This window comes from Dellaglioa sp. CoH-57-MRSF-20 (assembly GCF_056781955.1).
Window position 1 is genome coordinate 112,365 of record NZ_JBXAXV010000002.1, and the last position, 14,687, is coordinate 127,051.

Consider the following 14,687-nt stretch of genomic DNA (forward strand, 5'->3'; position numbering starts at 1 on the left):
ACTTAAGGAGAGTCAATAATGATTAATTTTATTTGGGCTGAAGACAGTGAACATCATATTGGATATAAGGGTAAGCTACCTTGGTACTTACCAAATGATTTAAAATTTTTTAAGAAAACAACGCTTAATAAGGTCGTTGTTATGGGCAGAAATACATTTGAAAGTTTTCCGGGACTATTACCAAATCGAATTAATATTGTTCTTTCAAGTAAAAACGATTTAGTTGAAACAGATACTCTAAAGATTGTTCATTCAATACCAGAGTTGAATGATTTATTAGAAACATATTCTGAAGATATTTTTGTTATTGGTGGCGCAACATTATTTTCTGAAATGTATGTAAAAGTTAATAGATTGTATCAAACAAAAATTAACGCTACGTTTGATGGTGATGTGATGATGATTCCTATTGATTATACTCATTGGAAATTAATTGAAACGATTCCGGGAATGATTGACAAAAAAAATGTATATGATCATGAATTTAGAATTTATGATAAAAAATAATTAAAAAGCGAAGACATATCCAATACGGATGTGTCTTCGCTTTTTAACTTTAAGTATATAATAAAATAGAAAAAAACATTAATCCTGTACCTAACATCACAAATAAATGCCAAACGACATGTAAGTACTTAACACCGTTTATACTATAAATTCCAGCGCCGATTGTGAACGCAATGCCACCAGAAACAAGTAGCCAGAACCCAATTGTACCGAGGCTATTATAAAGTGGCATCATTGCGCTCAAACAAAGCCAGCCCATAATTAGATAAATGATGGTTGAAATTGTTTTAAAATGACCCAACCAAATTGATTTATAAATAATTCCTAAAACGGTCATCATCCAGATGATTCCGAATAGTGTCCAACCTAATGCCCCACCAACAGAGAGAAGACAATAAGGCGTATAAGTACCTGCTATCAGAATATAGATACTACTATGATCGAAGATTTGAAAAACAGTTCTTGCTCGTGTAAATATTAAACTATGAAATAGGGTAGAAGTTAAGTACAGCAGTACCAAAGATGAACCATATATAGCATACGAGGTAATTTCTAATGCACTACCATTATGAGCACCTTTAATAAGTAAAAAAATCAATCCCGCTATACTTAACCCAAGACCAATACCATGAGTTACCGCGTTTAATACCTCATTTAAGATGAGATACCTTCTACTGTAATTATGTTCCAAAAAAACACCTCAGTCATCAATTTCTATGTGAAATAGACCAGTAATTCTGATATACTAGACATTATAAATAGAAAAGTTTATAGTGACATTATTGTATCATGATTAAAAACTTTTGTTAAGAAAGTGTGGATGAAGAAACATGAAAAAAATTAAAATAATAACGGATTCATCTGTTGGATTAACAGATAATGAAATAAAAGAAAATGACATTAGCATTATACCTCTAAGCGTTATGATTGATGATACTATTTACGTTGAAGGTGAATCAATTACAAATGACGAATTTGAGACTAAAATGGAAACGTCAAAAACGTTACCTAAAACAAGTCAGCCACCAATTGGTACTTTTGTAGAAATGTTTGACAGTCTTGGGGCAGATGGTAGCCAAGTTCTCTCACTTAACATGACTGACCAAATTAGTGGTACAGTTCATACTGCAGAGCAAGCTGCAGAAATGAGTCAATCCGATGTAACCGTTGTTGATACTCGTTCTACTGATCGAGGTATGGCTTTTCAAGTCTTAGCAGCTGCTAAGTTAGCAAATTCAGGTGCATCAATGGATGATATTTTAACAAAAATTTCTGAAATCCGTAAGAATTCAACTCTAAATATGGCCGTTATGACTCTGGATAATCTGGTCAAAGGTGGACGTATATCAAGATTAACTGGTGTTCTTTCAAGTGTTTTAAATATGAAGATTATTTTGGAAATGATTGATGGCGAATTAAAAATTAAAAATAAAGGCCGTGGTATGAAGACGGTTAACAGATTTATTGCAGATTTAGTTGAAGAATTAAAAAGTACACCTAATGTTAAAGCAGTAGGTATTTCTCATGCTGGAAATGAAAAAAAGGCATTTGAAGTTCGCGATTTATTACAAACAGCAGTCCCAAAAGTTGATATTCTAGTTCGACAGACAGCACCTATTATTGCGACGCATGGTGGTCCAGGGGCTTTTGCAGTGATGTTCTACACAGATAAAGACTAATATATTAAATAATTATTTTTAAACTGGTCCAAAAACAGCTGTTTTTGTCCGGTTTTTTTAATTAAATAAAGGAATGATTTTTTGAAATTTTTTAAAAGCTTTTCCATTACTATTTTAAGTATTTTAGTACTAAGTGGTCTTATATTTAGTGGGCTGTGGTTTGCAACCGGCCATTTTTCGAATCATTCTTTAATAACAGTGCCCCATAAAAAAACAGCTCTTAAGCTAGTATCCCTTGGTGATTCTTTAACGCAGGGTGTCGGAGATGAAACGAATAAAGGTGGATTCGTTTCATTAATTACAGAAAAAATAAATACTGATAAAAATATGAAAGTAACTGCCTCTAACTTTGGCTTATCAGGAGATCGAAGTGATCAAATTTATAGCAGATTAAAGAAACAACCCAAAATGCAAAAAACGTTAAAAAAAGCCACTGTTATTACATTAACAGTTGGTGGGAATGACCTATTACAGGTTATACAAAAAAACATTTTATCTAATGATACTGATAAGTTAAATAAAGCTATTGATACTGAAAAAATGACTTATACAAAAAATTTAAATGATTTATTTAAAGAGATTAGAAAATATAATAATAGCGCGCCTATCTACGTTATAGGAGTGTATAACCCATTTTACGTTTATTTCCCCGAAATGAGTAGTATGAAAACGATTGTTAAATCATGGAATAACGTAACCAACAAGGTTGTTAAAAATGATAAAAATAGTTATTTTGTTAGTGTTGAAAAACAGCTTTCTGAAGGACAATATTATGGTAAAACAAGTAAATTAGCCAAGACTTTGGGTAGCTCAGACTTATCTGATTTATCTAGTTTTAATCTTGAAAGTGTCTTGCAAGAAAAAGATGAAAAAAATAACTATATTTCTATAACTGATCATTTTCATCCAAATAAAAAAGGTTATAAAAAAATGACTGATTTGTTGTTCAAATCAATGGAAGAACATCATTTATTTAAATAATGAGGAGAATTATGCCGAAAAGAACAGAAAAAACATCAACCACTTTTAACGCATGGAAAGTTGCGTTTATCATATTATTTTCTTTATTGATTGGCGTACTACTTTATTTTTCCGTTAGTATTATGAACCAATCCCAAGATCAAAAGACACTAACAACTCAAACCACTTCAAAAGCAACAAAAAGAACAGAACTAAGCGTGGAAATGAACAAGGAACAACTTAACGGAACCATTAATTATTATTTAAAATCAATTCAAAAAGGTCAATCAATTAAATATCGGTTTTTAGTAGATAAATCTGCTATATTAATGGGCACAACAAAAATTTTAGGACAAAATATTTCATTCACATTATATTCAGATCCAGTTGTAACAGATGATGGTAATATCTTGTTAAAAGCAAAATCTGTTGCTGTAGGTTCATTACCAGTTCCTAAAAAGTTTATAATGGATTATGTAAAAAATGCATATGATTTACCAAATTGGATTACGATTAATAGCAAAGAACAAACAATTATGCTTAACTTAAAAAAACTAGATATTGAGAATGGTATACAAGCTAGTGCAACCAAAATTGATTTAAAAACGAATGTTTTTAAATTCGATGTTTCTATCCCTTTAAATTAAATGAGGTATCAATTTATGAGACAAACATTTTATCAATTTTTAATGACCGAACGCAATGATCACGGTACGGATGAGGTGTCCCAATTTGCAAATAATGCATTTTATGATCAAAGTTTTCCTAAATTGTCAGATAAGTATGACTTTCTTTCTAATTATCTTGAATTAAATGCAGGATATTTACCTTCAATGACAATTTTTGATGACGCTTGGGCCCGATATTTAGACAAAATGAATTAGTGGGGAATTAAATTATGGAAAAAGATAAAAAAGAAAAACGTTTTAGATTTGGTCGTCATTTTTGGACCTTAATAGGGTCAATTTGTTTATCTTTTATAGTCGGAGCTGCTGCAATGTATTTTTTTGCAATTAGTCAAATTAATACATTAGTTGGGTCATTACAAACGACTAGTTCAGATTTAGCCAAAATTGAGTCTGTTTATTCGGCACTAAATAATTCTTATTATAAAAATATCAGTAAGAAAAAATTAGTCGATGGGGCTATCAATGGTATGGTCGACTCTACTGGAGATAAATTTACGGCCTATTTAGGTAAAGAAGATGCGACTAATTTAAATTCAACTATTTCTAGTAAATTTGTTGGAATCGGTGCTGAAGTCAAAATTAGCAAGAAAAATATTCAGATTGTTTCAGCTATTAAAGGAACACCAGCTAAAAAGGCTGGTTTGAAGACAGATGATATTATCCAAAAAATAGATGGTAAATCTATTTATGGTCTCAGTTTAGAAAAAGCTGTTTCAAAAATTAGAGGTAAAAAAGGAACAATAGTGAAACTAACTATTAAACGTGATTCATCAACATTTAATGTTTCAATAAAACGAGATGATATTCCTGTTAAAACAGTCTATAGTAGTATTTCGAAAAAGAATAAAAAAGTAGGATATATTCAAATTAGTACATTTTCTGAGGATACATCTAACGAAGTCAAATCTGCAGTGAAGTCACTTAGAAAAGATGGCGCTACATCGTTTGTCATTGATGTTCGTGATAATCCAGGTGGCCTTATGGATCAAGCATTAGCGATTGGATCAATGTTCTTAAAAGATGGTCAAACAATTATGCAGGTACAAGGCAAAACGGGTTCTCCTGAAGTATATAAGGCTGGTAAAAAATATGACTCAGGATTTAAAGTCACAGAAAAAACAGCTGTTGTCATTAATAAAGATAGTGCAAGTGCTTCTGAAATTTTAGCAGCCGCACTTAACCAATCTGGTAATGATAAATTAATTGGGTCAACATCTTATGGAAAAGGTACCGTCCAAACAATCAATACCTTTACAGATAAAACAGAATTAAAAGTTACCATTGCTAAATGGCTAACACCTGATGGTTCTTGGATTAATAAAAAAGGGATTAAGCCTACTATTTCAGCTGATTATCCTGCGTATGCTTATTCACCACTAATTAATACTGATAAAACATATAAATATGAAGACGTTACACCTCAAGTTAAAACGATTCAAGTTTACTTAAGCGCACTTAATTATTATAAAGACAAAAATAATGGTTACTTTGGTACATCAACGGTTAATGCAGTAAAAATGTTACAAAAAGAAAATACTTTAACTCAAACGGGCGAAGTTAACAAAGATACTGCTTTAAAAATTGAAACATTAGTTCAGAAAAAAATTTCAAAAAATGATCCTGCCTATGATGCGGCAATTAAATCGTTAACAAATTAATAAAAGACTGAAGAGGGCGAAACTAAATAGCGGAACTCTCTTCTTTTTGTGCACAAATTAAGGTATTCTGATTAAGAGAGTTAAATATAAAGAATTAAGCAAGTTAATTAAAAGTTTACTTGGCTTAACAAGGAGAATTTAAATGACAGTAATCCAATGGTTCCCAGGACATATGGCAAAAGCCTTAAGATTAGTAAAGGAAAAATTAAACTTAGTAGATATCGTACTTGAATTAGTTGATGCAAGATTGCCTGAATCATCTAGAAATCCGCAACTTGAGCAATTACTTGCAACAAAACCTCATATTATGGTTTTAACAAAAAAAGATATGGCCGATCCGAACGTTACTGCACGTTGGCTACAGTACTATGAAAACAAAGGAATTCCGGCAGTTGCAGTAGATAGTCAACACGGACAACTTAACGCTATCGAGAAAAAAATTAACGTTGTTTTAAAAGATAAAATAGCGTTACGAGAAAGTAAAGGTATCCTCCAACAACGAGTTAAGGTAATGTGTATCGGAATTCCGAATGTTGGAAAATCGACGTTACTAAATCATTTGTTAAGTAAAAATGTCGCCATAACTGGAAATAGACCTGGGGTGACAAAAGCACAGCAATGGTTAAAAGCCGGAAAATCAATGTCTCTTTTAGATACACCAGGTATTTTATGGCCCAAATTTGAAGATCAAGAAATCGGTAAACGTCTTGCTTTAACAGGAGCAATAAAAGACTCTTTATATGCAAAAGATGACATTGCATTATACGGGTTAGAACATTTTAAACAAACAAATCCAAAGGCATTACAAGAGAAATATAAATTAACGGATGAACAAATGCAGTTAAGTAATGTTGATTTATTATTAGATTTAACAAAAAAAATGGGTTTCAAAGAAGATTATGATCGTGCGAGTGAGAGAATTATATTTGATATTAGACAAGGTAAACTTGGTCGTTATACCTTAGAAATCCCTCAATTGGGTGGCGAATAGTTGTGACCAAATTTACAATTTCTCAAGTAAAAGAACATTTATTGAATAATCCATCGGATAATTTTATGCAAGAAATAGCTAAAGACTCTCGCAAAGGAGTTATTAAGCTTTTAATCCAATATAATAATAGACAAAAAAAACTAGTTGAACACCAAGAATTATTTAATCGTAGGTTAGTAATAGAAAGAGACCTATGGCAGAATGGTATTCCTTACATCGCTGGTATTGATGAGGTTGGAAGAGGACCGTTAGCTGGTCCAGTTGTTAGTGCAGCAGTTATTTTACCTCATAATTTCAATCTAATTGACGTGAATGATTCGAAAAAATTATCTGCATCTATGCGTGAAGCATTATACGTTGAAATATTAGCTACAGCTGTTTCAGTTGGTATATCTGTGATAAATAATCAAACAATTGATGAAGTTAATATATATCAAGCATCAAGAATTGCTATGTTAGAAGCTGTTAATTCATTGGACGTGAAACCACAACAATTATTGATTGATGCTATGACGATTGATAGCGATATTCCGCAGGAAAGTTTCATTAAAGGCGATTCTAAAAGTGCTAGTATTGCTGCTGCTAGTATCGTTGCTAAGGTTTACCGAGATCATCTCATGAACTTTTACAATGAATTATATCCAGGATACGATTTCAATCATAATGATGGATATGGAACTAAAAAACATTTAGCAGGACTTAGCAAATTAGGAGTCACTCCAATTCATCGTCGAACATTTGAACCAATTAAATCTATTCTAAAAAAATAATGAAATAAATTGCGTACCTTATTAGTATTAATGACTAATAAGGAGAAACAATGACAATAAGAGACACTTTAATTAAACTTAGACTATGTTCTGAAATAACGTATATTGGCGAAAATAAAATTTTTGATTGGTTACAACAGAATCCAAGTTGTACTGATTTAACTCTAGATGTAATTAAATCCATTTTAAATTTAAATAGTAAAAAAATAGCTAGTTTCAGTAAAGCTTACACTAGTATTTCATTGAAAAATGAGGTTATTACCAATAAGTTACATTCAACAATTGTGACTATTATTGATGAGGACTATCCGTATCGACTAAAAGAATGCTATCGACCACCAATTGTTCTTTTTATGCGAGGAAATACGCAATTATTAAATCGACAATCACTTGCTGTTGTTGGTGCTCGGCAAAGAACTGACTACTCAATAGAAGTAATACGATTATTATTACCAAATAGTATCCAAAATGATAAGGTAATTTTAAGCGGATTAGCAGCCGGCGTTGATACCTTGGCACACCAATTTACAATAGCTAACGGAGCAGATACAATTGCTGTTATTGGGACAGGTTTAAATATTTATTATCCAAAAATTAATGAAGATTTACAAATTGAAATTAGCAAAAAGGGACTTTTATTATCTGAGTACGGACTGAATACAGGACCACAACGTAATCATTTCCCTGAAAGAAATCGAATTATTGCAGGCCTTTGTGAATGCTTATTAGTTACAGAGGCTAAACACCATAGTGGTAGTCTTATAACTGCCAATTTAGCATTGCAAGAAAATCGCACAGTACTAGCTGTACCCGGATCAATTATTAGTCCTCTTTCACTTGGGTGTAATGAACTAATAATAGCCGGTGCAATGCCGATTATTAACGGTGAACAGATACTTGCAGAGTTCTATGAAAACTAGTTACGCTTGACAAGTCTCTCTAATATGCTTTAAGATTACTAACGATTTTAAAAATGTTATTGCTTACAATATAAATACTACGAAGGAGTTCAATTATGCCAGTAACCAAAAAGAAAAAGAGAACGCCGGCAAAAAAAAATCTAGTTATTGTTGAATCACCTTCTAAGGCTAAAACAATTGAAAAATACCTAGGCAGCAACTACCATGTTGTCGCTAGTCTTGGACATATTAGAGATTTACCACGAAGTAAAATGGGAGTTGACGTTGAAAACAACTATGATCCTCATTACATTTCAATTCGTGGTAAAGGCGATGTTATTAAAAGTTTAAAAAAAGAAGCTAAAAAAGCTAAAAATGTTTATCTAGCAGCCGATCCTGATCGTGAAGGCGAGGCAATTGCATGGCATTTATCTCATATTTTAGATTTAGATATCACGGACAAAAATCGTGTTGTTTTTAATGAAATTACAAAAGATGCAGTTAAAAATGCTTTTAATGATCCTAGATCAATTGATATGAATTTAGTTGATGCACAACAAGCTCGCCGTATTTTAGATAGATTAGTTGGTTATTCAATTAGTCCTTTATTATGGGCTAAAATAAAAAAAGGCTTAAGTGCTGGTCGAGTTCAGTCTATTGCTTTGAATTTAATTATTGATAGAGAAAAAGAAATTCGTGCATTTATACCAGAGGAATACTGGACTATTGATTCTGAATTTAAAAAAGGTAAAGAGAAATTTGATGCAGCTTTTTATGGTATTAAGGGAAAGAAAAAAGCACTTCATGATAATGAAGATGTTAAAAAAGTAATGGCATTAATTGATACAAAACAAGATTTTGATATCACCGCTGTCACAAAAAAAGAACGTAAAAGATTTCCAGCTTTACCATTTACTACAAGTACAATGCAACAAGATGCTAATAGAAAATTAAACTTTCGTACAAGAAAAACGATGATGGTTGCACAACAATTATATGAAGGAATTCATCTCGGAAAACAGGGTACTGTTGGTTTAATCACTTACATGCGTACCGACTCGACTCGTGTATCTACGACTGCCAAACATGAAACTGCTCAATTTTTACACGAAAAGTATGGTGAAGATTATGCAGCTATTAAGCCACGCAAAGGTAAATTACAAGAAGGTGCACAGGACGCACATGAAGCAATTAGACCTTCCTCTGTTTTACGTACACCTGCTTCAATGAAGGATTATTTAAGTAATGATCAAATGAAGTTATATAAATTAATTTGGTCGCGATTTGTTGCCAGTCAAATGACACCAGCTGTAATGGATACAATGTCTGTATCTATTGAACAAAATGGCGTTACTTATCATACTTCTGGGTCAAAGACTAAGTTTGCAGGTTATACAAAAATTTATGAGGATAACAAAAAGACTGATAATATTTTACCGGATTTAAAAGTTGGCGATCATGTTAAGTTAGCTAAAAATCAGCCTAACCAACATTTTACTCAGCCACCTGCTAGATTCACTGAAGCAAATTTAATTAAAACACTTGAAGAAAATGGTGTTGGACGTCCATCAACGTATGCACCAACCTTGGATACTATTCAACGTCGATATTATGTGAAATTAATTGCTAAGCGTTTTGAACCAACTGAACTGGGTGAAATTGTAGATGATATGATTGAAGCTTATTTTAGTGATATTGTGAATGTTAAATTTACTGCTGAATTAGAAAAAGGTCTTGATAACATTGAAGTCGGAGACGAAAATTGGGTTAAAGTTGTTGATGATTTTTATAAACCATTTTCAAAAAATGTTGAACATGCCCAAGAAACAATTGAGAAAGTTCAAATTAAAGATGAACCAGCTGGATTTAATTGTGAAATTTGTGGGTCACCGATGGTTATTAAGATGGGCCGATATGGTAAATTTTTTGCATGTACGCGTTTTCCAGATTGTCGTAATACAAAAGCAATCGTTAAAGAAATTGGTGTAACTTGTCCATTGTGTCAGCAAGGGGAAGTAATTGAACGTAAATCTAAACGAAATCGTTTATTCTATGGTTGCTCAAGATACCCAGATTGTGAATTCGTATCATGGGATAAACCTATTGGTCGCGAATGTCCAAAATGTCAACATTATTTAATTGAGAAAAAAGTAAAAGGTGGAAAACAAGTCAAATGTAGTAATTGTGACTATGAAGAAGCGGTTCAAAAATAATTGAATCTAACTAGCAGGGGGATTATATAATGGAAAATACTAGCGTTAATGTAATCGGTGCTGGTCTTGCCGGTAGTGAAGCTGCATGGCAGATTGCCAAGCGAGGAGTTCATGTTAATTTATACGAGATGCGCCCTATCAAAATGACACCAGCGCATCATACTGAGAATTTTGCTGAACTAGTTTGTACGAATTCTTTAAGAGCTAATCAAATTACGAATGCCGTTGGTCTTTTGAAGGAAGAGATGAGACAGTTAGATTCAGTTATTATGAAGTCAGCTGACCATAATGCAATTCCGGCTGGCGGTGCGCTAGCCGTTGACCGTGATAAATTTTCTGGTGAGATAACTGATTTAGTTAAAAATCATGAAAATATTACGGTTATCAATGAAGAGTTAACTGAACTACCAAAAGGTCCAACAATTGTTGCGACAGGTCCTTTAACATCATCAGGTTTAGCAGAATCAATTAAACAATTAAATGGTAGTGAGGGACTTTATTTTTATGATGCAGCTGCACCAATTTTAGAAAAATCATCATTAAATATGGATAAAATCTACTTAAAATCACGATATGATAAAGGTGATGCTGCATACCTTAATTGTCCAATGACTAAAGAGGAATTTATAACCTTTTATAAGGCACTAATAGGGGCCGAAACTGCTGAAATGCATGATTTTGAAGATGAAAAATTTTTCGAAGGTTGTATGCCAATTGAAGAAATGGCTAGAAGAGGCGCTAAAACAATGTTATTTGGCCCTTTAAAACCAGTTGGATTAGAAGACCCTAAGACTGGTAGAACACCTTTTGCCGTTGTCCAATTGCGTCAAGACAATGCAGTCGGTGACTTATACAATATTGTTGGTTTCCAAACGCATCTTAAATGGGGCGAACAAAAGAATGTTTTCTCACTAATTCCAGGTTTAGAAAATGTTGAATTTGTTCGTTATGGTGTTATGCATCGTAATACATTTATGCGTTCTCCTGATACACTGGAACCAACATATCAGTCTAAATTTAGAAATGATTTATTTTTTGCTGGTCAAATGACAGGTGTTGAAGGCTATGTAGAAAGTGCTGCAAGTGGATTATTAGCAGGGATCAATGCCGCACATCTTGTTTTAGGAGAAGAGCTAGTCGTACTTCCTAAAACAACTGTGATGGGAGCTATGGCCCATTATATAACACATGCCAGTGGTAAACATTTTCAGCCGATGAATGCTAACTTTGGTATTATCCCTAAATTAGGCACAAAAATTCGAGATAAACAAGAAAAAAATCAAGCGGTTGCAAATCGTGCTCTAGAGCATTTAGCAATTGTTAAACCAAGTCTTTAAATATTTATGAAATATCTGATAAAATAATTGAGTTATACTTCATTGTTGTGCTACAGTAGTAGCGTTCAATGAAGTTTTTTTATACAATAAATGAGTAACATGGAGGAGTTTATTATGGCAACTGTTTCATTTCATGCAACAACAATTTGTGCCGTTAAGCATAATGGTCACTGTGCAATGGCCGGTGATGGCCAAGTCACAATGGGTGAAAAAGTTATTATGAAGGGGACTGCTAGAAAAGTTCGTCGCATATATAACGATCAAGTAGTTGTTGGTTTCGCTGGTAGCGTTGCCGACGCATTTAATCTTGAAGAACGATTTGAAAAAAAATTAAATGAATTTAGTGGTAATTTACAACGTGCAGCAGTTGAATTAGCTCAGGATTGGCGTAGTGAACAATCCTTACAAAAATTAGAAGCACTTTTGATTGTAATGAACAGTAATGAAATGTTATTAGTTTCTGGTAGTGGAGAAGTAATTGAACCTGACGATGACATTTTAGCAATCGGATCTGGCGGAAATTTTGCTTTGTCTGCTGCAAAGGCACTTAAGCATCATACAACTGATATGTCAGCTAAAGAAATTGCTGAGGCATCAATTAATATTGCCGGTGATATTGATATTTTTACTAACCATCATGTCATCTCAGAAGAATTATAGAAAGCGGGTAAATTTATGACTATAAGTGATAAAACACCAAAACAGATTGTTACAGAACTAGATCAATACGTTATCGGTCAAAATGATGCAAAAAAGGCCATTGCTGTTGCATTACGTAATAGATATCGTCGGATGCAACTTTCTGAATCAATGCAAAAAGATGTTACACCTAAAAATTTAATGATGATTGGGCCAACTGGTGTAGGTAAAACTGAAATTGCTCGTCGTTTGGCAACAATGCTTGAAGCACCATTTATTAAAGTTGAAGCAACAAAATTCACTGAAGTTGGTTACGCTGGACGTGATGTTGAATCAATGGTACGTGACTTGGTTGACGTGTCAATTAAATTAGAAGAAGATGCTCAATATGGCCGTGTTTCAGGCGCAGCTGAACGTATGGCTGATAAACGACTTGTAAAACTTCTAGTTCCAGGTATTAAAAAACAAAAAAAAGCCGAGAATGTTAATCTTATGCAAATGATGTCTCAAATTCAAAAAGGTCAAATACCTGCCGGATTAGATGCAAAAGATGAAGAGGAGGTCACTGACGACATTAGAAATGAACGACTATCTGTATCGGAACAACTAAGTCGTGGTTTATTAGAAAATAACGAAGTGACAATTAAAGTTGATGAACCTAAACAGCCTTCTGGTATGAATGGCATGATGGGACAAATGGGCATCGACTTAGGAGATACCTTAAGTGCATTAACACCAACACGCCAAGTAGAAAGAACGTTAACCGTAGCAGAAGCCCGTAAAATTTTAATTCGTGAAGAATCAAAAAAATTAGTTAATGTAGCAGATATCAATCAAGCTGCAATTGAACGTGCTGAAAACACTGGAATTATTTTTATTGATGAAATTGATAAAATTACTTCAAAATCTCAAAAAAATAGTGGTGAAGTTTCTAGAGAAGGCGTACAACGTGATATTTTACCAATTGTTGAAGGCTCTCAAATTTCAACTAAATATGGTGTTATTAATACTGATCATATCTTGTTTATTGCATCAGGTGCTTTTCATGAAAGTAAACCTAGCGATTTAATTGCTGAACTTCAAGGTCGTTTCCCAATTCGAGTTGAATTAGATGATTTGAGCCAAGCAGATTTTGTTAAAATTCTTACAGAACCTCATAATGCCTTAATTAAACAATATATTGCTTTAATTGGCACTGATAATATTAATGTGACATTTACAATTGAAGCAATTGAGAAAATATCTGAAATTGCTTACAACGTTAACCACGATACTGAAAATATTGGTGCACGCAGACTGCATACAATTCTTGAAAAATTACTTGAAGATTTACTATTTGAGGGTCCAGATATGCAAATGGGTGACATAACAATTACTGAAAGTTATGTTGAAGACAAAATTGGTAACATCGTTGCTGATAAAGATCTTAGTCGTTATATTTTATAGGATAGGGTGAACTAAAATGACAGTTGAACTTAAAAATGATTTCATCACAGTCAAAATTGCTGAACAAGGTGCTGAATTAATCAGTATTACCGGAAATGACACATCTATTGAATATATTTGGCAAGCAGATAAACAATACTGGGGTAGACATGCCCCAGTATTGTTTCCATTTGTTGGGCGTTTAAAAAATGATGAATATGCGTATGATCATAAAACATATAAAATGGGTCAACATGGCTTTGCCCGTGACATGCTTTTTACAGTGGTTTCTAAAAGTAAAACATCAGTTGTTCTGGAATTAGGTTCATCCCCAGAAACAATCTCAAAGTATCCGTTTAATTTTAGATTGAGATTACATTACATTTTAACTAATCATCAAATAAAAGTAATTTACGATGTTTATAACCCCGATGAAAATCCTTTGTTATTTTCTATCGGAGGACACCCAGCATTTAACGTACCACTTAAAAATGCTTATTTAAATCTAGAAAATTATCAAATTGAAGTGGCACCAAATGTTGAAAGACGTCAAATTCCACTAGTTGGACCTTTTAGCGATATCGAAAATGCAAAATCAGTTAAGTTCAACGAACCTATTAAGTTATCTCGCGAAACATTCAAAAATGATGCCTTAATTTACGAATTGAAACAACTAGAAACGACTATCTTACTTTCAACACCTGAAGATGATCATGGTGTTTCCGTGACATTAAATGGTGCAGATTACGTTGGTATCTGGTCGAAATATCCTGAAAATTCACCATTTGTTTGTATTGAACCATGGTGGGGAGTAGCTGATAATATTGAATCTACTGGTAATTTATCAGATAAAAGTAATATTTATACGTTAGAAAAAAATAAATCGTTCGAAGGTTCGTATGAAATCACAGTATTTTAAA

At 32.9% G+C, this 14,687-nt stretch carries 15 protein-coding genes; 14 read left to right on the forward strand and 1 reads right to left on the reverse strand.

The features are described from left to right. Positions 1–18: 18 nt before the first annotated feature. On the forward strand, positions 19–507 hold the full coding sequence (locus AC1RPN_RS02345; RefSeq protein ID WP_481761335.1) for a dihydrofolate reductase: 489 nt from the start codon (positions 19–21) through the stop codon (positions 505–507). A gap of 49 nt (positions 508–556) precedes the next feature. Here the strand turns inward: AC1RPN_RS02345 and trhA are convergent, their stop codons facing one another. Continuing rightward, positions 557–1,198, reverse strand: a complete 642-nt coding sequence (trhA, locus tag AC1RPN_RS02350; protein ID WP_481761334.1) for a PAQR family membrane homeostasis protein TrhA — start codon at positions 1,196–1,198, stop codon at positions 557–559. A 139-nt stretch (positions 1,199–1,337) separates the two neighbouring features. Here trhA and AC1RPN_RS02355 point away from each other — a divergent pair, with 139 nt between their 5' ends. The 13 genes from AC1RPN_RS02355 to AC1RPN_RS02415 all read left to right on the forward strand — a co-directional run bounded on the left by AC1RPN_RS02355 (position 1,338) and on the right by AC1RPN_RS02415 (position 14,686). Further along, on the forward strand, positions 1,338–2,186 hold the full coding sequence (locus AC1RPN_RS02355; RefSeq protein WP_481761333.1) for a DegV family protein: 849 nt from the start codon (positions 1,338–1,340) through the stop codon (positions 2,184–2,186). An 81-nt stretch (positions 2,187–2,267) separates the two neighbouring features. Further along, positions 2,268–3,167 carry an SGNH/GDSL hydrolase family protein gene (locus tag AC1RPN_RS02360; protein WP_481762178.1) on the forward strand — a complete coding sequence of 300 codons (900 nt, stop codon included), beginning with the start codon at positions 2,268–2,270 and terminating at the stop codon, positions 3,165–3,167. An 11-nt stretch (positions 3,168–3,178) separates the two neighbouring features. Then, positions 3,179–3,793, forward strand: a complete 615-nt coding sequence (locus AC1RPN_RS02365) for a YpmS family protein (protein ID WP_409022524.1) — start codon at positions 3,179–3,181, stop codon at positions 3,791–3,793. 15 nt (positions 3,794–3,808) lie between these two features. After that, positions 3,809–4,030, forward strand: a complete 222-nt coding sequence (locus AC1RPN_RS02370) for a YozE family protein (protein ID WP_409022525.1) — start codon at positions 3,809–3,811, stop codon at positions 4,028–4,030. Positions 4,031–4,044: 14 nt separating this feature from the next. Continuing rightward, positions 4,045–5,493, forward strand: a complete 1,449-nt coding sequence (locus AC1RPN_RS02375) for a S41 family peptidase (protein WP_481761331.1) — start codon at positions 4,045–4,047, stop codon at positions 5,491–5,493. 142 nt (positions 5,494–5,635) lie between these two features. Continuing rightward, the gene (ylqF, locus tag AC1RPN_RS02380) at positions 5,636–6,484 is read left to right on the forward strand and encodes a ribosome biogenesis GTPase YlqF (protein WP_481761330.1); all 849 of its coding nucleotides are present in this window, start codon (positions 5,636–5,638) and stop codon (positions 6,482–6,484) included. 2 nt (positions 6,485–6,486) lie between these two features. Then, entirely contained in the window at positions 6,487–7,254 is a 768-nt protein-coding gene (locus AC1RPN_RS02385; RefSeq protein WP_481761329.1) for a ribonuclease HII, read from the forward strand. Positions 7,255–7,304: 50 nt separating this feature from the next. After that, positions 7,305–8,174, forward strand: a complete 870-nt coding sequence (gene dprA, locus AC1RPN_RS02390) for a DNA-processing protein DprA (RefSeq protein WP_481761328.1) — start codon at positions 7,305–7,307, stop codon at positions 8,172–8,174. A gap of 95 nt (positions 8,175–8,269) precedes the next feature. Next, positions 8,270–10,366 (forward strand): type I DNA topoisomerase, encoded by a 2,097-nt coding sequence (gene topA / locus AC1RPN_RS02395; RefSeq protein WP_481761327.1) that lies wholly within the window; start codon positions 8,270–8,272, stop codon positions 10,364–10,366. Between the two features lie 29 nt (positions 10,367–10,395). Next, a complete protein-coding gene (gene trmFO, locus AC1RPN_RS02400) occupies positions 10,396–11,703 on the forward strand; it encodes an FADH(2)-oxidizing methylenetetrahydrofolate--tRNA-(uracil(54)-C(5))-methyltransferase TrmFO (protein WP_481761326.1) in 1,308 nt (435 codons plus the stop codon). Between the two features lie 114 nt (positions 11,704–11,817). After that, entirely contained in the window at positions 11,818–12,363 is a 546-nt protein-coding gene (gene hslV / locus AC1RPN_RS02405; RefSeq protein ID WP_409022532.1) for an HslVU peptidase proteolytic subunit, read from the forward strand. 15 nt (positions 12,364–12,378) lie between these two features. After that, on the forward strand, positions 12,379–13,788 hold the full coding sequence (gene hslU, locus AC1RPN_RS02410; protein WP_409022533.1) for an ATP-dependent protease ATPase subunit HslU: 1,410 nt from the start codon (positions 12,379–12,381) through the stop codon (positions 13,786–13,788). Between the two features lie 16 nt (positions 13,789–13,804). Then, positions 13,805–14,686 (forward strand): aldose 1-epimerase family protein, encoded by an 882-nt coding sequence (locus AC1RPN_RS02415; protein ID WP_481761325.1) that lies wholly within the window; start codon positions 13,805–13,807, stop codon positions 14,684–14,686. Position 14,687: the final 1 nt, after the last annotated feature.

Excerpts from the sequence above, each read along its gene's own strand:
- trmFO (WP_481761326.1), top strand. The coding sequence starts at position 10,396 with ATGGAAAATACTAGCGTTAATGTAATCGGTGCTGGTCTTGCCGGTAGT.
- AC1RPN_RS02375 (WP_481761331.1), top strand. The coding sequence starts at position 4,045 with ATGGAAAAAGATAAAAAAGAAAAACGTTTTAGATTTGGTCGTCATTTT.
- AC1RPN_RS02345 (WP_481761335.1), top strand. The coding sequence starts at position 19 with ATGATTAATTTTATTTGGGCTGAAGACAGTGAACATCATATTGGATAT.
- AC1RPN_RS02365 (WP_409022524.1), top strand. The coding sequence starts at position 3,179 with ATGCCGAAAAGAACAGAAAAAACATCAACCACTTTTAACGCATGGAAA.
- AC1RPN_RS02355 (WP_481761333.1), top strand. The coding sequence starts at position 1,338 with ATGAAAAAAATTAAAATAATAACGGATTCATCTGTTGGATTAACAGAT.
- hslV (WP_409022532.1), top strand. The coding sequence starts at position 11,818 with ATGGCAACTGTTTCATTTCATGCAACAACAATTTGTGCCGTTAAGCAT.
- AC1RPN_RS02415 (WP_481761325.1), top strand. The coding sequence starts at position 13,805 with ATGACAGTTGAACTTAAAAATGATTTCATCACAGTCAAAATTGCTGAA.
- AC1RPN_RS02370 (WP_409022525.1), top strand. The coding sequence starts at position 3,809 with ATGAGACAAACATTTTATCAATTTTTAATGACCGAACGCAATGATCAC.
- hslU (WP_409022533.1), top strand. The coding sequence starts at position 12,379 with ATGACTATAAGTGATAAAACACCAAAACAGATTGTTACAGAACTAGAT.
- topA (WP_481761327.1), top strand. The coding sequence starts at position 8,270 with ATGCCAGTAACCAAAAAGAAAAAGAGAACGCCGGCAAAAAAAAATCTA.
- dprA (WP_481761328.1), top strand. The coding sequence starts at position 7,305 with ATGACAATAAGAGACACTTTAATTAAACTTAGACTATGTTCTGAAATA.
- ylqF (WP_481761330.1), top strand. The coding sequence starts at position 5,636 with ATGACAGTAATCCAATGGTTCCCAGGACATATGGCAAAAGCCTTAAGA.